The sequence below is a fragment of the Cedecea selenatireducens genome (assembly GCF_042138895.1).
In the GTDB taxonomy this organism is placed as follows: domain Bacteria; phylum Pseudomonadota; class Gammaproteobacteria; order Enterobacterales; family Enterobacteriaceae; genus Cedecea; species Cedecea selenatireducens.
The window spans coordinates 236,900-255,356 of record NZ_JBHIKW010000002.1 but is presented as its reverse complement, the minus strand read 5'-3'; the positions used below and the strand labels follow the sequence as shown (position 1 = coordinate 255,356).

At 55.4% G+C, this 18,457-nt stretch carries 13 protein-coding genes; 6 read left to right on the top strand and 7 right to left on the bottom strand.

Going from position 1 to position 18,457, the window contains the following annotated elements:
* Nucleotides 1-4 precede the first annotated feature (4 nt).
* Both ACE38U_RS04045 and ACE38U_RS04040 read left to right on the top strand, forming a co-directional pair.
* Entirely contained in the window at nucleotides 5-2,188 is a 2,184-nt protein-coding gene (locus ACE38U_RS04045) for an EAL domain-containing protein (protein ID WP_375529216.1), read from the top strand.
* Nucleotides 2,189-2,220: 32 nt separating this feature from the next.
* On the top strand, nucleotides 2,221-3,870 hold the full coding sequence (locus ACE38U_RS04040) for a diguanylate cyclase (protein WP_375529215.1): 1,650 nt from the start codon (nucleotides 2,221-2,223) through the stop codon (nucleotides 3,868-3,870).
* A gap of 40 nt (nucleotides 3,871-3,910) precedes the next feature.
* Here ACE38U_RS04040 and ACE38U_RS04035 read toward each other — a convergent pair whose 3' ends face one another.
* Nucleotides 3,911-5,098, bottom strand: a complete 1,188-nt coding sequence (locus ACE38U_RS04035; protein ID WP_038480468.1) for a NupC/NupG family nucleoside CNT transporter — start codon at nucleotides 5,096-5,098, stop codon at nucleotides 3,911-3,913.
* A 345-nt stretch (nucleotides 5,099-5,443) separates the two neighbouring features.
* Between ACE38U_RS04035 and ACE38U_RS04030 the strand changes: the two genes are divergently transcribed.
* Nucleotides 5,444-6,700 (top strand): Nramp family divalent metal transporter, encoded by a 1,257-nt coding sequence (locus ACE38U_RS04030; protein WP_326979646.1) that lies wholly within the window; start codon nucleotides 5,444-5,446, stop codon nucleotides 6,698-6,700.
* 56 nt (nucleotides 6,701-6,756) lie between these two features.
* Here ACE38U_RS04030 and ACE38U_RS04025 read toward each other — a convergent pair whose 3' ends face one another.
* Together ACE38U_RS04025 and mgrA are read right to left on the bottom strand one after the other, a co-directional pair.
* Nucleotides 6,757-7,083, bottom strand: a complete 327-nt coding sequence (locus tag ACE38U_RS04025; protein ID WP_038480475.1) for a DUF2502 domain-containing protein — start codon at nucleotides 7,081-7,083, stop codon at nucleotides 6,757-6,759.
* 154 nt (nucleotides 7,084-7,237) lie between these two features.
* Entirely contained in the window at nucleotides 7,238-8,227 is a 990-nt protein-coding gene (gene mgrA / locus ACE38U_RS04020) for an L-glyceraldehyde 3-phosphate reductase (protein ID WP_375529214.1), read from the bottom strand.
* Nucleotides 8,228-8,396: 169 nt separating this feature from the next.
* Between mgrA and ACE38U_RS04015 the strand changes: the two genes are divergently transcribed.
* Nucleotides 8,397-10,058, top strand: a complete 1,662-nt coding sequence (locus tag ACE38U_RS04015; RefSeq protein ID WP_375529213.1) for an alpha-keto acid decarboxylase family protein — start codon at nucleotides 8,397-8,399, stop codon at nucleotides 10,056-10,058.
* On the opposite strand, the gene ACE38U_RS04010 is transcribed toward ACE38U_RS04015, so the two are convergent.
* Nucleotides 10,055-11,287 (bottom strand): ion channel protein, encoded by a 1,233-nt coding sequence (locus ACE38U_RS04010; protein ID WP_375529212.1) that lies wholly within the window; start codon nucleotides 11,285-11,287, stop codon nucleotides 10,055-10,057. The genes ACE38U_RS04015 and ACE38U_RS04010 overlap by 4 nt on opposite strands.
* Before the next feature lie 202 nt (nucleotides 11,288-11,489).
* Here ACE38U_RS04010 and glk point away from each other — a divergent pair, with 202 nt between their 5' ends.
* Nucleotides 11,490-12,455, top strand: coding sequence for a glucokinase (gene glk / locus ACE38U_RS04005; RefSeq protein WP_038480487.1), 966 nt, complete (start codon nucleotides 11,490-11,492; stop codon nucleotides 12,453-12,455).
* 39 nt (nucleotides 12,456-12,494) lie between these two features.
* Here glk and ACE38U_RS04000 read toward each other — a convergent pair whose 3' ends face one another.
* From ACE38U_RS04000 to ACE38U_RS03990, 3 genes are all read right to left on the bottom strand, one after another.
* On the bottom strand, nucleotides 12,495-13,226 hold the full coding sequence (locus tag ACE38U_RS04000) for a LytR/AlgR family response regulator transcription factor (protein WP_038480489.1): 732 nt from the start codon (nucleotides 13,224-13,226) through the stop codon (nucleotides 12,495-12,497).
* A complete protein-coding gene (locus tag ACE38U_RS03995) occupies nucleotides 13,223-14,929 on the bottom strand; it encodes a LytS/YhcK type 5TM receptor domain-containing protein (RefSeq protein ID WP_176982465.1) in 1,707 nt (568 codons plus the stop codon). Before ACE38U_RS03995 ends, ACE38U_RS04000 begins: the two co-directional genes overlap by 4 nt.
* A 633-nt stretch (nucleotides 14,930-15,562) precedes the next feature.
* Entirely contained in the window at nucleotides 15,563-16,804 is a 1,242-nt protein-coding gene (locus ACE38U_RS03990; protein ID WP_038480495.1) for a DUF1479 domain-containing protein, read from the bottom strand.
* A gap of 241 nt (nucleotides 16,805-17,045) precedes the next feature.
* Here ACE38U_RS03990 and alaC point away from each other — a divergent pair, with 241 nt between their 5' ends.
* Nucleotides 17,046-18,278, top strand: coding sequence for an alanine transaminase (gene alaC, locus ACE38U_RS03985; protein ID WP_038480498.1), 1,233 nt, complete (start codon nucleotides 17,046-17,048; stop codon nucleotides 18,276-18,278).
* Nucleotides 18,279-18,457 lie beyond the last annotated feature (179 nt).

Below are 18,457 nucleotides of genomic sequence, written 5' to 3'. Positions count from 1 at the left end.
GCCTATGATTATTTACAAGACGATAAGAAAAATAGCGATTGCCCTGACGTTGTGTTTACTCCTCATTCCCTTTTCTCGTTATATTTCACCGACAACGTTTGTTGACGGGCATAAAACCTATCTCGCCTATCTGCCGTTAAGCTTTATTATGGCAATGATTATTATTTACGGGCGACAGGCGATTTTGCCGCTGGCAGCAGGGTCGCTGATTATTTATACCTGGCTTCTTGATTTACCGCCGTTTCCTCTCGTTGTATTTATTTTCTGTCTGTTATTCCCTTTGCTTATTGCCAGTCTGATTACCCATTACTATTCGGGCCGCCGCTGGCGCTTTGGCTTACCCAATAAGGGGATGGGGCCGCGCATTTTCTGGCTTGGGTTTGTCGCGCCGTTTACCATCAAGCTGCTGATGTATCTCTCGGGCAATGTCGTTGAGTACCCGCCTGAGCTTGCGCCGTTCTTCGGCGGCGGCTCGGTTATCTACATGATTGTCGATGTGCTGAACCTGGTCGTGGCTTCATTGATTTTCACACCGCTGTTCTATTACCCGCTGCGTATGTTGCTGAACCCGCATTTTGCCGTAGGCTTCTGGCGGCGCTGCGTAAGGCATTACAGGCGGGATAAGCACCGCTTTTATACGGCGTGCTGGCTGGCGGCCTGGGTACTGTACCTGCTGCTGATGTGCTCGCCGTGGCATAGTGAGCTGATTTCCGGCTACCTGGTTCCCGTTGTATTTGTGCTGTTTACCCTTGGTATTCGTCGCCTGGGCGGCAGGTTATCTTCTCTGCTGTGGGGCATTTCGGCATGGGTCTTGCTGACCTATAACACTGGCTTTTTACAGGGCGTGAATACGCAATACTCGCTGTCATTTATTCTTTCGGTCTTTATCTCCTTTACCGTCTGCCTGCTGTACATGGCCGCCTCCTACCATAAAAATGAATGGATGAAGCGCATTTATCATTTGCAGGCGCAGACCGATCCTTTAACCACATTACCTAATTTACGCGCGCTTGAAGAGCATATTGGCCTTTATCCTACGGGCGCACTTTGCTGCCTGAGAATGGCTAACTTTGAGTTTCTTAGCCGACATTACGGCATGATGATGCGCATATACTGTAAAAAAACCATCGCCAGAGAATTACAACCGTGGCTGCTTGAGGGCGAGAAAATATTCCAGCTTCCCGGCAGTGAGTTACTTTTATTTTTACGCGGCGGGGAAACTGAAGCACGGTTAACCTATTTCGTTGAGCAATTGAATAATAAGAAAATCCCGTGGAATAACACCTCGCTTGAAATTGAATACGGGGCTTCCTGGGGGATTGTGGATTCACCGGAGGAGCTGCAGCGTACGCTGGGGCAATTAAGTTATCTGGCCGAAAAAGCCAGCGACGTGCAGCGTGTGCTTGGCCTGGACTCAAGGCTGGAGGCGGTGTCGGGGCAAACCACCGAGCGCGTCTTGCTGCTGCAAAAGATTAAGCGGGCGATAGACGAAGAGGCGTTTCAGCTTTATGCGCAGCCTATTGTGAACCGCGAAGGGAAGGGCTATCACGAAATCCTCAGCCGTCTGGTGATTGACGGCCAGAACATCACGCCGGATAAATTTATTCCTGTCATTGCCGAGTTCAACCTCAGTACACGCTTTGACATGATGGTCGTGAAGATGCTTCTGGCCTGGCTTGCGAAGCACCCCGACGATACCCACCAGATTCGATTCTCGGTCAATCTGATGCCGCTCACGCTCATGCAAAAAGAGATTGCCCAGCAGATTGTTGCTCAGTTTAAAGCTTATAAAGTGCCCACCAGCGCGGTGGTCATTGAAGTCACGGAGGAACAGGCGTTCTCTAACTCGGAAACGTCTAACCAAAATATTGCCCTGCTGCGCGAGAAAGGCTTTAAGATTGCTATCGATGATTTTGGGACAGGCTACGCTAACTATGAGCGCCTGAAGAAGCTGCAGGCAGATATCATCAAGATTGATGGATGTTTTGTTCGCGACATTACCACCGACGTGATGGATAAACTCATCGTGAAGTCCATTTGCAAACTGGCGGCGGCTAAACCGCTGGCCGTCGTGGCGGAGTATGTCGAAACGCAAGAGCAGCGCGAAATCCTGCTGCAGCTTGGCGTCCAGTTCCTGCAGGGCTATCTGGTGGGGAAACCCGAACCTCTGCAGCAGTTGAAGCCCTGACGCTCTCCTTTGCGCCCTAAAAAGGAATCACCGTGAGCACGTCGTTGATGAGCTATTTCCATCTGCCGATGGTCAAGACACTACGCATAACCCATGTGTGCTTTTTGTCGCTGTTTCTGCTGATAACATTCATGTTCTGGCAGCAGGGCGAGCTGTTTAACCACGGGTATCGCACCAGCCAGCTCAGCCATCTTGAAAGCGTTATCGCCAGGCTTGAAAGCAAATCTCAATATCAGATGGACAACCTGCGCTACCTGCGACGTATGTTTATTGAAACGCTGCATGAGCCTCAGTTCACGCCGCTGTCGCAGCTTGCTGCCCGGGCCAGCAACAAAGAGACGCTGTCGCCGCTGCGTATTCAAAGCTTAGCCATCCCCGATAGCGTTCGGCCCTTTAAAAATCAGACTGAAGAAGAGAGAGCAAGCTTAACGCGGCGCGAATACCAGGCGCTGCGCGACATTCAGGATCTCTTCCCGCTGGCCGGTGGGAGCAACCGGCTGTCCTCCAGCATTTATTACATGTCGCGCTCCGGCGCTTTTATTGCTTCCCTGTCGCCAGATGTGAACAAACTGCTTATCCAAAGCGCTAACCCGAGGGAAATACAGGGCTCGTTTGTGCTGGGTTCACCGATGCTTAATCCCCGGCGGGAGCCTTTCTGGACGCGGCAAAACATCGCTGATACGGGTAAAACGCTGATTAACGGCTCGCTCCCCGTTGATTTTGACGATCGGTGGATTGGGCTGTTTGGCATTGCCGTCACCACGGATACGATGCGGCTGTTTCTCTCCAGCGCTTTACCAGAAGACACCCACAGCACCTATCTGCTTTTTGATAAAAAGATGAACCCGTTAACACGCCCGGTTGGCTCGCAAAATGGCTATCAGCTCAGCGAAAAACAGCGGCTGGCTATTCTTGCAAAACTGACCGGTGAGTCTCGGGGAACATTACGCTTTGGCTACGCCTACGCCACCTTCGGTAAAGTGACCGGGACAGGAGCCATTCTGGTGAGTATCCAGACCGTCAGGCAGGGACTGCATGAGGATTTTGGGCGCTTCAGCATCCTGCTGATGCTGATGTGGCTGACCGTCATTCTTATCCTGCTTGGCTCGCACCGTATGATCTGCCGGCTGATTCGTAATATGGGGCAGCTGCAGCAGGAAATGCACCGACACGCGCTCCATGACGACCTGACCGGCGTCCTTAATCGGCGTGGGTTCTTTGAGACGACCGGACGCATAAGCCCGCAGTATGTGGATTACTCCCTGATTCAGCTGGATCTCGATCACTTCAAAAAGGTGAATGACCGCTTTGGGCACCAGGTCGGGGACCGCGTGCTGATTCACGCCACGCGCTGTATTCAGCAGGCAATTCGTAACCAGGACATCGTCGGGCGTATCGGCGGCGAGGAGTTTTGTCTCTACCTGCCTGATACCGACCTGCATGCGGCTATTGCCGTCGCCCAGCGGGTACGCAAGATGCTGGTGAACACGCCGCTTAAGCTTGAGGATGAATCCACGCTGCTGGTGACGGCTTCGCTGGGCGTTGCTTCCCATGAAGAGGCGCCGGACGGCGCGCTGGAGCAGATACAGAGCCAGGCCGATATTCGGCTTTATCTGGCTAAGCAGCAGGGGCGTAACAGAGTGTGCTGGGGCGCAGAGGTAGCCGCCGAATCGCGGGCATAAAAAAACCGGTGCATGGCACCGGTTTCTTCATACGCAAAAATTAGATAACCAGCGCGGCGATGGACGCGGACAGGATACTTACCAGCGTAGAACCGTAAACCAGCTTCAGGCCGAAGCGGGAAACCACGTTACCTTGCTCTTCGTTCAGGCCTTTAATCGCGCCCGCGATGATGCCGATAGAAGAGAAGTTAGCGAAGGAAACCAGGAACACGGACAGGATACCTTCCGCACGTGGAGACAGGGAGCCAGCAATCTTCTGCAGATCCATCATGGCAACGAATTCGTTAGAAACCAGTTTGGTCGCCATGATACTACCGACCTGCAGCGCTTCGCCGGACGGCACGCCCATCACCCATGCAACCGGGTAGAAGATGTAGCCCAGAATGCCCTGGAAGGAGATGCCCAGCACGGCCGCGAACAGCGCGTTCAGGCCAGAAATCAGCGCGATGAAGCCAATCAGCATAGCGGCAACGATAATCGCCACTTTGAAACCTGCCAGAATGTACTCGCCGAGCATTTCGAAGAAGCTTTGACCTTCGTGCAGGTTAGACATCTGCAGGTCTTCTTCTTTCTCATCCACGCGGTACGGGTTGATAAGCGACAGCACGATAAAGGTACTGAACATGTTCAGCACCAGCGCGGCAACCACGTATTTTGGCTGTAGCATGGTCATGTACGCGCCCACGATTGACATGGACACGGTAGACATCGCGGTTGCCGCCATGGTGTACATGCGGTTGCGCGACATCTTGCCGAGAATATCCTTATAGGCGATGAAGTTTTCTGACTGTCCCAGAATCAGCGAGCTTACGGCGTTAAAGGATTCCAGCTTACCCATACCGTTGACTTTAGAAAGCACGGTACCGATGGCGCGAATAACAATCGGCAGAATGCGGATATGCTGCAGAATACCGATCAACGCAGAAATGAACACGATTGGGCACAGCACCTTCAGGAAGAAGAACGCCAGGCCTTCGTCGTTCATTTTGCCGAAGACAAAGTTTGTCCCTTCGTTAGCGAAGCCGAGCAGTTTCTCGAACATCTCGGAGAAACCTTTTACGAAGCCCAGGCCGACGTCTGAGGTCAGGAAGAACCAGGCCAGTAAAACTTCGATCACTAACAGTTGAATGACAAAGCGAATACGAATTTGCTTGCGGTTAGGGCTGACCAGCAGAGCCAGCAGCGCGACCACAGCAAGCGCTAAAACAAAGTGCAAAACGCGGGACATATTTGCTCCAAATATGAGGCAGGTTTAATTTCGTTGCACATTCTATGTAACAAGCAATAAGAAAACGAGATCAATTCCACACTATAGTGATGAGCTGTGACGGAACGCAAAAATAGTGATCCACCATACATTTCTGCTATGTTAAGTAAAGAAGCTAAAAGTTACGTTAGGATAACTGGCTAACAGCTTACACGTTGGTTGAATGTTAATCCGTTAACCGGCATCCAGAATCGCCATCTCACGCCTCCTGCCTATCGTTTTCAGCTATCAGAGAAATCAATTTCCCCGCATTAAATGAACTTGATAATCATTCTCACTTTGATAGCATGAAACATAGCAAAGGCTATATCTCAGAGGCAGAAGATGACAAGCAGTCGCATTGACAGCAACACCGGGCGTACCGCGCGCAAGCTGCGGCTGGCGCTGATGGGGCCAGCGTTTATCGCCGCTATCGGCTACATCGATCCCGGTAACTTCGCGACCAATATTCAGGCCGGGGCGAGCTATGGCTACCAGCTGCTGTGGGTGGTGGTGTGGGCCAACCTGATGGCGGCGCTGATTCAAGTGCTTTCCGCCAAGCTGGGGATTGCCACCGGCAAAAATCTCGCGGAGCAAATCCGCGACCATTATCCGCGTCCTCTGGTGTGGATTTACTGGGTTCAGGCGGAAATCATTGCGATGGCGACGGATCTCGCCGAGTTTATCGGGGCGGCCATCGGCTTTAAGCTGATCCTTGGCGTTTCGCTCTTGCAGGGCGCGGTGCTGACCGGGATCGCCACTTTCCTGATCCTGATGCTGCAAAGCCGCGGGCAAAAGCCGCTGGAAAAAGTCATTGGCGGGCTGCTGCTGTTTGTGGCCGCGGCCTACATCGTTGAGCTGATATTCTCCCAGCCGAAGTTTGCGGAGCTGGGCAAAGGAATGTTGATCCCAAGCCTGCCAACGTCCGAGGCGGTTTATCTTGCCGCCGGCGTGCTGGGGGCGACTATCATGCCGCACGTGATTTACCTGCACTCTTCGCTGACCCAGCACCTGCATGCGGGCAACCGGGCAGAGCGCTATTCCGCGACCAAATGGGACGTGGCGATAGCCATGACGATTGCCGGCTTCGTCAACCTGGCGATGATGGCGACCGCTGCAGCGGCGTTTCACTTTACCGGGCACACCGGCGTTGCCGAGCTGGAAGATGCCTATAAAACGCTGGAGCCGCTGCTGAGCCATTCGGCGGCCACGATTTTCGGCCTTAGCCTGGTCGCGGCAGGTCTGTCATCAACGGTCGTCGGGACGCTCGCCGGGCAGGTCGTCATGCAGGGCTTTGTGCGCTTCTATATCCCGCTGTGGGTACGCCGGGCTATTACCATGGCGCCGTCTTTCGTGGTCATCATGATGGGGCTCGATCCTACCCGTATTCTGGTCATGAGCCAGGTTCTGCTGAGCTTCGGGATTGCCCTGGCGCTGGTGCCGCTGCTGATTTTTACCAGCGACAAAAAGCTGATGGGTGACCTGGTTAACGTGCGCTGGGTGAAGCTTGTCGGCTGGGCGATTGTGGCGGTGGTGGTGGCGCTGAACCTGTGGCTGATTTTCGGCACGCTATTTGGCAATTAATCTTGCCGGGTAAAGCGGATAAAATGCAAAGGGCTGGATAATCCAGCCCTTTTTTATCAGTGGCGGTGACCGTGGCCGTGGCCTCTGCCACGGTGGTCGTCTCGATCTCTCCAGCCTTCGCGATAGCCGCGTTCGTAGCTGTTGCGACCGCGATCCCAGCCTTTGTTCCAGCCACGGTGGTGATGCCAGCCGCGATCGCGCCATTCATAGTTTCGGTGCCAGTAGTCGCGGTCCCGCCATCTGCCACCGTCCCAGTAGTTGCCGCGATAATCCCTGTCGCCAATCTGTAACTTAACCGACGGCAGCAGGGTAATTTCACCCGCGTTAGCCACCATCGGCGCCGCGGCCAGTAAGGCAAGGGCAAGCATTAATGACCTGAACATACTTTCTCTCCCTGGTTCTCTTAGCCGTGTTGCGGCTTGTTAACACAATATTACAAACCGACAAACAGTCCGATGAACTACACAATTCCTAAATCACCGACGGCAGCACTTTTTGCACAAGCTAGCGGCTGATTCAGGGAGAGAAGGTAAGCGTTTACACCAAAATGGCCTCGATTGCAGTGCGTTCCTGCTCGCTGAAACCTCGTTTGCTGAGCATGCCCACGGCATCCTCTATCTGGCTGGTTTTACTGGCGCCAATTAATACCGACGTTATCTTCTCATCTCGCAGTACCCACGCCAGCGCCATCTGCGACAGCTTCTGCCCGCGTTTTTCCGCCAGCGCATTAAGCTTGCGCACTTTGGCCAGTTTCTCTTCCGTTATCTGGTCCGGATTCAGGAAGCGACTGCCGCTGGCGGCGCGTGAATCAGCGGGAATACCGCCCAGATAGCGGTCGGTGAGCTGGCCGCCGGCAAGAGGGGAAAAGGCGATGCTGCCGACGCCTTTGTTTTGCAGCAAATCCAGCAGGCCGCCTTCAACCCAGCGCTCAAACATCGAGTAACGCGGCTGGTGGATGAGGCAGGGTGTGCCGAGATCGTTCAGGATATCAATGGCTTTTTCCGCCTGGTCTGCAGGGTAGTTAGAAATCCCCACGTACAGCGCTTTACCCTGGCGCACGAGATGGTCGAGGGCGCGCATGGTCTCCTCCAGCGGCGTTTCCGGGTCCGGGCGGTGATGATAGAAAATATCGACGTATTCCAGCCCCATGCGCTTCAGGCTCTGGTCGAGGCTCGAAATCAAATATTTGCGCGAGCCCCAGTCGCCATAAGGCCCGTCCCACATGGTGTAGCCCGCCTTAGTGGAGATAATCAGCTCATCGCGCCAGGCATGGAAATCTTCCCGCAAAATGCGGCCAAAGTTGGACTCGGCCGAGCCCGGCGGCGGCCCGTAGTTGTTGGCGAGGTCGAAATGAGTAATCCCGAGATCAAAGGCCTTTCTCAGCAGCTGGCGGCTGGTTTCCAGCAGCGTTTCATCGCCAAAATTATGCCAAAGGCCAAGGGAAATAGCGGGCAGTTTCAGGCCGCTGCGGCCGCAGCGACGGTATTCCATAGATGTATAGCGTTCAGGGTCAGGCTGCCAGGTCATTATTGCCATCCTTATGGGTAACAGAGAAATTAGTGTATACGCTTTCACAATCCAGAATACGCCGTATCCCGCTGTAAATTCCACGTTCCACCCCTAAAATCGGATATATTCTCGACACCGATCCCGGTTACTCAATACTCACAGCAAGCCCTCATAGAAGGAAAATCCTATGCGCTACTGTGTGGCAGACTATCTTGTCGACCGGCTCAACGAAGCGGGGATCGGTCACCTCTTCGGCGTGCCCGGTGACTACAACCTTGTTTTCCTGGATCACGTTATCGCCCATCCGAGGCTGGCCTGGGTTGGCTGTGCTAATGAACTGAATGCGGCCTATGCTGCCGACGGATATGCCCGCTGCAAGGGGGCGGCGGCGCTGCTGACCACGTTCGGTGTCGGAGAGCTGAGCGCGCTTAACGGCGTGGCGGGAAGTTACGCAGAGCACCTGCCCATCATTCATATTGTTGGTGCGCCAAATAGCCACGCCCAGCAGCGTGGAGAGCTGCTTCACCACACGCTGGGTGATGGCGATTTCCGTCATTTTCTGCGCATCGCGGAAGAAGTTTCGGTGGCGCAGGCCTCGCTAACGCCCGCCAACGCCTGTAGCGAAATTGATCGCGTGATCCTCGAGGCCCTCAGGCATCAGCGTCCCGGCTATCTGTTACTGCCGAGCGATGTTGCAGAAGCGCCTGCGACACGTCCCTCAAAACGACTGATTGCGACTGAAACGGCGGCTGAACCGGCCACTCTGGAAGCCTTCCGCCATTGCGCGCAGGCCAAAATTGCCGAAAGCCGCAGCGTTGCCCTGTTGGCAGATTTCCTTGCCCAGCGCTACGGCCTGCAAAAAACGCTTCAACAATGGATGAACAGCACGCCCGTGCCGCATGCTTCATTGCTGATGGGAAAGGGGCTGTTTGATGAAAGCCAACCCGGTTTTCTCGGCACCTACAGCGGAGCGGCCAGCCAGCCGCCGGTCAAACAGGGTATTGAAGGCGCCGGGCTGGTTATCTGCGTGGGCGTGAAGTTTACCGACACCATCACCGCAGGATTTAGCCAGAAGCTAAGCCTGCAGCAGACGATTGAGGTTCAGCCGAATGCGGTGCGGGTGGGGGAACGCTGGTTTAGCGGCATTTCAATGGCTCAGGCGATAGCCATTTTGCAGCCGCTGTGCGCTCGTCAGGCCGCCTCCTGGCCCGAGGCAACGCAAAGGCCGCCAGCGCTCCCTGCCTGCGAAAGCGGCAAGCTGGACCAGCACGCTTTCTGGCAAGCAATACAAAATGCCTTACAGCCAGGGGATATCATTCTGGCCGATCAGGGCACGGCGGCCTTTGGCGCGGCGGCGTTGACTCTGCCTGCAGGCGTAACCTTCATCGTGCAGCCGCTCTGGGGATCGATTGGTTTTACGCTGCCAGCGGCGTTTGGGGCGCAAACCGCGTGGCCGAACAGGCGTGTACTTCTGCTGATAGGCGACGGCTCCGCCCAGCTCACTATCCAGGAACTGGGCAGCATGCAGCGTGACGGCCAGAAACCGGTCATCCTGCTGCTGAATAACGAGGGTTACACGGTTGAACGCGCTATTCATGGCCCTGAACAGCGCTACAACGACATTGCGGCCTGGGACTGGACCCGTTTGCCGCAGGCGATGAACGTTGACAGCCTCGCCGAGTGCTGGCGAGTCACGGAAACCGCGCAGCTTGCCGCCGTGTTGGAGAAACTGGCCAGCCCGGAAAGGCTGGCGCTGGTGGAAGTGGTACTGCCAAAGCAGGACATTCCCGAGCTGCTGCGAGCGGTCACCAGCTCGCTGGGCAAGGGCAATTCAGAAATGGAGCACTAGTGATTCGATCGCCCGGCCATCATCAATGGTTTACCCGCCAGCAGGAGCCAGGCGGGTAACATCACGATGCACAGCAGGGGCAGGAGTTTGACGTCCGGCACCACGGCCATCGCCATAAACAGGCTCAGCCAGCCATCACGCGTCACCACAAGCACCAGGCCAAGGACGGCGCACGACAGCGTAATCGCGGCGGGAACGGCCTCGACGTGCTGGTGCAGCATCATACCCAGGGCAACGCCCACAAATACCGCCGGGAAAATACGCCCGCCCCGGAAACCGCTGGCGGCGGCGACAACCAGCGCCGCCAGCTTCACCACCGCAAACAGCAGCAGCGATGAAACCGAGAAGCCGGAAACCGCCAGCTGGCGCATCTCGTCCAGGCCTTTAAACAGGGTGATTTCGCCGCCAATTATCCCCAACAGACCCAGCAAAAAACCACCGACGCCGAGAATAAGCACCGGCTGTTTTAGCTGATGCATCAGGCGGTGCAGCCTCAGTAAGCACCAGACGCCCACCATACCCATCGCGATGGCGATGGCGGTCACCACCGCGCCGCTGAACAGATCTTCAATGTGCATTTCCGGGTAGTTGGCAACCGGCAGGGCGAAGTGTGGATGGAAAAAAATGCTGGTGGTCAGCGCCCCAGCGGACGCCGCCATTAATGGGGCGAACAGCCTGTCCCACAGCGGCACTTCGTTATTCCCGCCGAGCGTTTGCGAAAAGATAAGCGCGGCGGCAACCGGCGTGCCGAATAACGCACCGATGGTTCCTGCTGCGGCCAAAATCGTCCAGTCCAGCGGACTAACTTTCGGTAACACACGGGCCCCCAGCGCCACCGCGAGCGCGATATTCACCGCCATGATCGGGTGTTCCGGCCCCAGGCTCACGCCGCCTGCAAGGCCGATAACCAGCGCCATAATCAGGCCCGGTATGGCCATCGCCGGTACGGGAGCGCCAATGAGCGGCTCGGTAGCGGGATCTGGCCCGCCGTGGCCCGGCAGAAAACGTATCACCAGCCCGACCGCCACGCCGGTCAGGGTCAGTATCAAGAGTATCCAGAAGGGGGAGTGGGGATCGTAACCTTGTTCCATAGGCAGCGTGGCCCATAGATACTCCTGTAGCGCCCCGGCGATTTTCATCACCACAATTAACACCAGGCTGGATAAGACGCCGATAATCAGAGCCGGGATGGAAAGTACCAGCATCGTTCTGGCTCGCGGATGGAGCATAGTCAATCCTTACAATAGGGTATCAGACGGCTCAAAAACAAAAAGTCGCAAGCCGCATTGCAAACAGGGCTGAAACGGTAAAGCCAGAATGTGACCTGGTTCAACAAACGGGCCGCACCTGGAGGATGGTCGTTGTTGTTTCGGCTGGCTAATTTTACAGTGTTGCCAGAACTTATTCTGACTTTAGCGGAGCTGTTTGAGAATGACAAAATATGCTTTGGTGGGAGATGTCGGTGGCACCAATGCACGTCTGGCGCTATGCGATTTGAGCACGGGTGATATTTCACAGGCAAAGACCTACTCCGGTCTTGATTATCCCAGCCTGGAAGCCGTGATTCAGCACTATCTCAAAGAACATAACATCAGCGTGCAGTCAGGCTGCGTGGCGATTGCCTGCCCGATAAACGGTGATTGGGTCGAAATGACCAACCACACCTGGGCGTTTTCTACCGCCGAAATGAAGAAAAACCTCGGCTTCGAACATCTGGAAATTATTAACGACTTTACCGGCGTTTCAATGGCCATTCCGGCGCTTAAAAAAGAGCACCTGATCCAGTTCGGCGGCGGCGAACCTGTCGCAGGCAAACCGGTGGTGGTTTACGGGGCGGGTACCGGGCTCGGCGTTTCTCACCTGGTTCACGTTGATAAACGCTGGATAAGCCTGCCGGGCGAGGGCGGCCACTCAGACTTTGCGGCAAACAGCGAAGAAGAAGGCATTATCCTGGAGCAGCTGCGCAAAGAGCTTGGACACGTTTCGAACGAGCGTATTCTCTCCGGCCCGGGCCTGCTGAATCTCTACCGCGCCATTGTTAAGGCCGACGGACGCGAACCAGAAAACTACCAGCCGAAGGACATTACCGAGAAAGCGGTGGACGACACCTGCACCGACTGCCGCCGCGCGCTGTCGCTATTCTGCGTGATCCTGGGGCGTTTTGGCGGCAACCTGGCGCTGAACATGAGCACCTTTGGCGGCGTGTATATCGCCGGCGGCATTGTGCCGCGCTTCCTGGAATTCTTTAAGGCTTCAGGCTTCCGCGGCGGATTTGAAGATAAAGGCCGCTTCAAAGAGTTCGTGAAGGATATTCCCGTTTATCTCATCGTTCACGATAATCCGGGACTGCTGGGCGCCGGAGCGCACCTGCGTCAGACGCTGGGGCACGTCCTGTAAGTTTTGTGCGGGCACGTTGTGCCCGCCAGATTCCCTTCTCTACAGGCGCATGAGCTGCCTGAACTCTTTCACCTTGCTGCGGCTCACCGGCACCTGAAAATCCAGGTCGCGCAGGCGCAGAATATAGGTATTGTTAAACCACGGTTCTATCTCACGGATTTTGCTCAGGTTCACCACATACGAACGGTGGCAGCGGAAGAAATGGCTCTCCGGCAGGCGGCTGCAAAATTCGGTGATATTCATCGGCATGACGTAAGACTCGCGGCGCGTATAGACGAACGTCATCTTCTCGTGGGCCTCCGCGTAGTAAATATCGTTGATGTCGGTAACGATAATTCGCTCGTCTTTGATCAGGTTAATCGTGGTGGCATCGCGGTTTTCATGACTGGACGCAGGCTGTGAGGTCTGCTGCTGGTAAGCGGCCTCAAGCTTTTGCAGCATGCCAATAATGCGCGACTCCTGATACGGCTTCAGAATGTAGTCGAAGGCCTCCAGCTCGAAGGCCTCTACCGCATGCTCTTTCCAGGCGGTGATAAACACGATGAACGGCTTATGGGCGAACTTGCTGATGTTCTGTGCCAGCAGCACGCCGTCCAGCGACGGAATATTGATGTCGAGGAAAATGGCGTCCACTTCGTGATGCTGCAGATACTTCAGCACGTCCATGCCGTCGTCGAAAGAGGCGACAATCTCCATCTCGCTATGGTTTTTAATCAGCCAGCTAAGCTCCTGCTGTGCCAGGAACTCGTCCTCTACAATGATGACCTTCATGCTTCTCTCCCTTCCAGTGGGCGGTGAGCGGCGGCGGGGGGAACCGAGCGCGGCACGTAAAAGGCGATTTCGGTGCCCGGCTCCAGGCGGCGAATAATCAGCCCTTCGCCGTAGAGCAGCTGGACGCGGTGATGGACGTTCAGCAGGCCGATTTTATTGCCCGGCATCTCGTTATTTTCCACGCGCTCAATCACCTTAGGATCTATGCCGTGGCCGGTATCACGCACCGCAATGCGCACCCGGTTGCCGCTCTCTTCAATACTTATCGTCACCACGCCCTTACCTTTACAGGGCTGAATACCGTGCACGATGGCATTTTCCACCAGCGGCTGGATAAGCAGGCTGGGAATGCGGCAGTTGACCTCTTCATCAATGTTATAGATAACCGTCAGTTTGTCGCCGAAGCGCGCCTGCTCAATGGCGATGTAATCCTTGATCTGGTAAAGCTCCTTGCGGATATCAATCTGCTCGTCGTCGTTCAGCTCGATGTTATAGCGCAGATAGCGTGACAGGTTGACGATGAGCTGGCGGGCGGTGTCCGGATTCATGCGGATAGAGGACGATATCGCATTCAGCGCATTGAACAGGAAGTGCGGGTTTATCTTGCTTTGCAGCGCTCTCAACTCGGCCTTGTTGGCCATTTCACGCAGCTGCTCCGCGCGGGAAACCTCAAGCTGGGTGGAGATAATCTGCGACAGGCCGACGGCCATCTCCTGCAGCGTGGACGTTATCTGATGGGCGTGGCGGTAATAGATTTTCAGGGTGCCGGTCACCACGCCTTTTTCCCACAGCGGAATGATTATCAGGGAGTGAATCTCCGGGGTACGCCAGGCTTCGTCATCGTTACGGATGATAATGCGCCCCTCTTTCAACGCCTGACGGGTGCGAGGGCTGAAGGCCTGGTCGTTCTCGTGGTAGTTATTCTCGCCCAGCCCGACGTAGGCCAGCACTTTTTCGGTATCGGTAATGGCCACCGCATCCGCGTCGATATCCTGACGAATAATCTTGCAAACCTGGCGCAGTGACTCGCTGTTGACCTTGCGGAACAGCGGCAGCGTTTTGTTGGCGATATCCAGCGCCAGCTTGGCCTGGCGGGCGGCGCTGGCCTCTTTTTCACCCTCAACGCTTTGCACCAGCAGGATGATAAAGCCGATAGACACCGAGCCGAGGATCATCGGCACGCCGATTTTAGAGACGATATCGAGGCCGAGCGCGGTGCTTGGTGCCCAGAGCACGACCAGAATCATGGTCATGGTTTCGCACACCATGCCGCCTATGATCCCGACCCGCCAGTGCTTCTCTTTCGGCACTTTGCGGTTGATCCAGCCGGCGATTATCCCGGCCAGGATACTGGTGATAAAGCAGGGAATAGCGGTAATGCCGCCGATATCAATCAGGTAGCGGTGGGTCCCGGCAATCAGCCCGGTAATAATGCCTACCCAGGGCCCAAACAGAATGCCGCCGGACATCACCGCGATAATGCGCACGTTGACCAGCGAGCCTTCAACCGGCACGCCGGACCAGGTACTGAACAAGGCGAACATCGAGAAGATAGCGGTGACCGCCAGCAGCTCTTTTGGCGTGTGGGCGCTTTTGTGCAGCAGTTCGCGGAACAGTCGAATGCGAATCAGGAAGAAAAGGCAAATAAGCATCAGCGCCGCGCGATCGAATACCGCCAGCAACATAGTAAAAATTTCGTGCACGGGATACTCGCGTGGCTCAGAGGGGAAGCGCTAATGATAAGGAAATTTGGAGGGGGTTTCCAGTTGCGGGCTAGTTCTCAGCTTGAACCGTCGCCTATGCCGTCCAGTAACATCCACTCTTATGCAGGGGCGGCTGAGGTTCCGTTCACCCGTAAAACTATTTTTCCCTGCGCCCGGCGAGCTCATCGCCGCTGAAGCGGTAAACCCACCGGCTATCACCCAAACATTCGGGATCGATGAGAGCCGGGGAGCAATTCGACCCTCACCCCGGCCCTCTCCCAGAGGGAGAGGGGGAAAACAGCCAACGTGGAACATTTTTTATTCCCTCTCCCTTCCAGGGAGAGGGTTAGGGTGAGGGTAAAAATAAGAAGCGAGGCACGGTTCAGGCTTAAATCGCCTCCGTTTTCTCTCCGACCCAGGACTGGGAGATAAAACGGAGGTCTGCCGCTTTAGCGGTCGATTTATCTGGCCGGGAGTCCGGGGTCTCGGGGAAGTGACGGTGACTTCCCCGAGTCGTTCACAAGTTCTGTGGTGACATATGAAACAGGACTGGAAGTGAACGGAACCTTAGCCAGGCGTGCATAATCGTCGATGTTTATGACTAAGTGACAACTCTGGCAGCGTGAGGAGCAATCACTTCCCGCCAAGCTGCTCCTTCCCGGCGGCGGTCAAATCCTGCATGGTCGCGCGGCCAACAAAATCCACCTCAAAATCGTCGGCAGCGAAATCCGGCGGCGTCTTCCCTTCGATAAAGGCTTCCCACTGGCGCGGCAGGTACTCTGCGTTCTTCTCGCACCACGGCGCGGCGGCGATGTACATCACGTTGCTGTCGAACTCGCCGAGGTGCTCGTTCTCAACGGCATGAATCACATCGCAGTGCCAGAAAACGGTATCGCCCGGTTCCATATCGGGAATTGAGGAAATCCCAGTCAGTAAAAGGGGATGCCACTCTTTGTTAATGGATAATGCTCTGCCGGGCTTTGCTTCGCACAACGATTCTTCTGGCACATCATCCTGCAGCGCGCGCAGCAGGATCCAGGCCATGGCGTTGGCGACAGGCAGCAAATTCAGCGTACCGCCGTGCTTGCGCTGCGGGGTGAGTGCCGTCCAGCCCTGAAAAGTACGGAACATCGAACAGACGGCGGGAGACGGAAACTCCCTGACTTCAGTACGCCCTTCGGCGGCAAACGGATCGTAATCCTGCCACTGGCCGGAAAACACGTGGCGATAGACGTGACGGAAGTTTTCGTCCAGCCAGCGCTCAACCGAGCCGCCGTCAACGTGTGGGGAAAGCCCGAGCGAGCTTGAGCGAGGCGGGCGACGTCGGGTACGGTCCGCGTAAGAAACGACCCGGTTTGGATCGAAATGCTGCCTGCCGCTGCTTTCTGTTTGCCAGAGATTATTGAGGAACACCTGCACCGCTTTCATGCGTTCGTGCTGGCGGGCTTCGGTCTGTGGCTTAGACCAGTAAATGCCGTAAATTTGCGGCTTACTGTCAGCAAGTGTGCCGAAATAGTTATCTTCTGCCGCATTTTTCAGGCGCTCGACAAAGTGGTTACGTTGCAGATAATTGCCGATTTCTTCATTCCATGCGGTGGCCTGTTCCTGCGGGAAAACGCCCCGCACCGTACAACAGCCGCGCTGGCGGATCAGCGCTTTTTGCTGCTCGCTGACGCGGCCGTGCAGAATGTCGTCGGCCTCGAGCTGAGGAACAGGGTTCTCACCTCGATCCATTTCAGCGCGGATCGTCTCGATCTGTTGACGAATATTGGCCTCAAGTTCGGCGAAAACCGACTGATAATCAGGTAGATCGTGGCGCAGCTTTTGTTTTATCTCACGGATAGCTTTTGGCAGATCGTTTATGTCCAGGTGCATAGGTGGCTCCATCTTTCAGAGGGTAGGTTACTGAGTTGTTGCTACCTGGTTAATGTATGCCTGATTTGGAAAATGAAATAGAGATGACTTTCATTCGAAAGTTCCCGTTTTATATCACGGAAAAAATATTTTCACTTCCCCCTCGACAGGTGATTTTTATTCAGGCTATTTTCAAAACAGGCCACATCGCGTGGCAGCGTCGCTCGGACGGTCCGGGCGCTCACGTTACTCTGAGGAATTTATGGCTGACTCCAGTCCAAAACGTCGTTTTTCGCGTATCGATCGCTTGCCCCCTTACGTTTTTAATATCACCGCCGAACTGAAAATGGCTGCGCGACGCCGCGGCGAAGACATTATCGATTTCAGCATGGGCAACCCGGACGGGGCGACGCCGCCGCACATCGTTGAGAAGCTTTGCACCGTGGCCCAGCGTGAAGACACGCACGGTTATTCCACCTCGCGAGGGATCCCACGCCTGCGCCGCGCCATTTCTCGCTGGTACAAAGATCGTTACGACGTGGACATCGACCCGGAAAGCGAAGCTATTGTGACCATCGGCTCGAAAGAAGGGCTGGCGCACCTGATGCTGGCGACGCTGGATCACGGTGACACCGTGCTGGTGCCGAACCCAAGCTACCCGATTCATATTTATGGCGCGGTCATCGCCGGGGCGCAGGTTCGCTCGGTGCCGCTGGTGGAAGGCGTGGACTTCTTTGCCGAGCTGGAACGCGCGATTCGTGAAAGCTACCCGAAACCAAAGATGATGATCCTGGGCTTCCCGTCTAACCCAACGGCGCAGTGCGTGGAGCTGGAGTTTTTCGAAAAAGTGGTCGCGCTGGCGAAGCAGTACGACGTGCTGGTCATTCACGATCTGGCCTACGCCGACATTGTTTATGACGGCTGGAAGGCACCTTCTATTATGGAAGTGCCCGGCGCACGCGACGTGGCGGTTGAGTTCTTCACGCTGTCAAAAAGCTACAATATGGCGGGCTGGCGCATCGGCTTTATGGTGGGTAACCAGGAGCTGGTAAGCGCGCTGGCGCGCATCAAGAGTTACCACGATTACGGCACCTTCACGCCGCTGCAGGTTGCGGCGATTGCAGCCCTTGAAGGCGACCAGCAGTGCGTGCGCGATATCGCAGAGCAGTACAAGCGCCGCCGAGATGTGCTGGTAAAAGGCCTGCATGAAGCCGGTTGGATGGTGGAATGCCCAAAAGCATCGATGTATGTGTGGGCAAAAATTCCGGAACAATACGCGGCCATGGGCTCGCTGGAGTTTGCTAAAAAGCTGCTGCAGGAGGCAAAAGTTTGCGTGTCGCCGGGGATTGGTTTTGGCGATTACGGCGACACTCACGTTCGCTTCGCGCTGATTGAAAACCGGGATCGTATTCGCCAGGCGGTACGCGGCATTAAAGCGATGTTCCGCGCCGATGGCCTACTGCCGCCGTTGCCGAAAAACGTCACTGAAAGCTAAAACGAAAACAGGAGCCTTTTGGCTCCTGAGACTGCTGACAAAGTTCATTGTTCTAAAAAAGTCCGAACCCGGGTCTAATAAAAATAATGAATAATGTTTTCTGGTTTGCCCCAAACAGTCGAAAACCACGTTTTTCGGCTGTTTGTCATCAATCTGAGGAGCCCTTTGGCTCCTGTTCT

Coding starts and splice junctions, on each gene's coding strand:
- ACE38U_RS03990 (WP_038480495.1), bottom strand. CDS start 16,804: ATGCACCTGGACATAAACGATCTGCCAAAAGCTATCCGTGAGATAAAA.
- ACE38U_RS04000 (WP_038480489.1), bottom strand. CDS start 13,226: ATGAAGGTCATCATTGTAGAGGACGAGTTCCTGGCACAGCAGGAGCTT.
- ACE38U_RS04015 (WP_375529213.1), top strand. CDS start 8,397: ATGCGCTACTGTGTGGCAGACTATCTTGTCGACCGGCTCAACGAAGCG.
- mgrA (WP_375529214.1), bottom strand. CDS start 8,227: ATGACCTGGCAGCCTGACCCTGAACGCTATACATCTATGGAATACCGT.
- alaC (WP_038480498.1), top strand. CDS start 17,046: ATGGCTGACTCCAGTCCAAAACGTCGTTTTTCGCGTATCGATCGCTTG.
- ACE38U_RS04025 (WP_038480475.1), bottom strand. CDS start 7,083: ATGTTCAGGTCATTAATGCTTGCCCTTGCCTTACTGGCCGCGGCGCCG.
- ACE38U_RS04035 (WP_038480468.1), bottom strand. CDS start 5,098: ATGTCCCGCGTTTTGCACTTTGTTTTAGCGCTTGCTGTGGTCGCGCTG.
- ACE38U_RS04045 (WP_375529216.1), top strand. CDS start 5: ATGATTATTTACAAGACGATAAGAAAAATAGCGATTGCCCTGACGTTG.
- ACE38U_RS04010 (WP_375529212.1), bottom strand. CDS start 11,287: ATGCTCCATCCGCGAGCCAGAACGATGCTGGTACTTTCCATCCCGGCT.
- glk (WP_038480487.1), top strand. CDS start 11,490: ATGACAAAATATGCTTTGGTGGGAGATGTCGGTGGCACCAATGCACGT.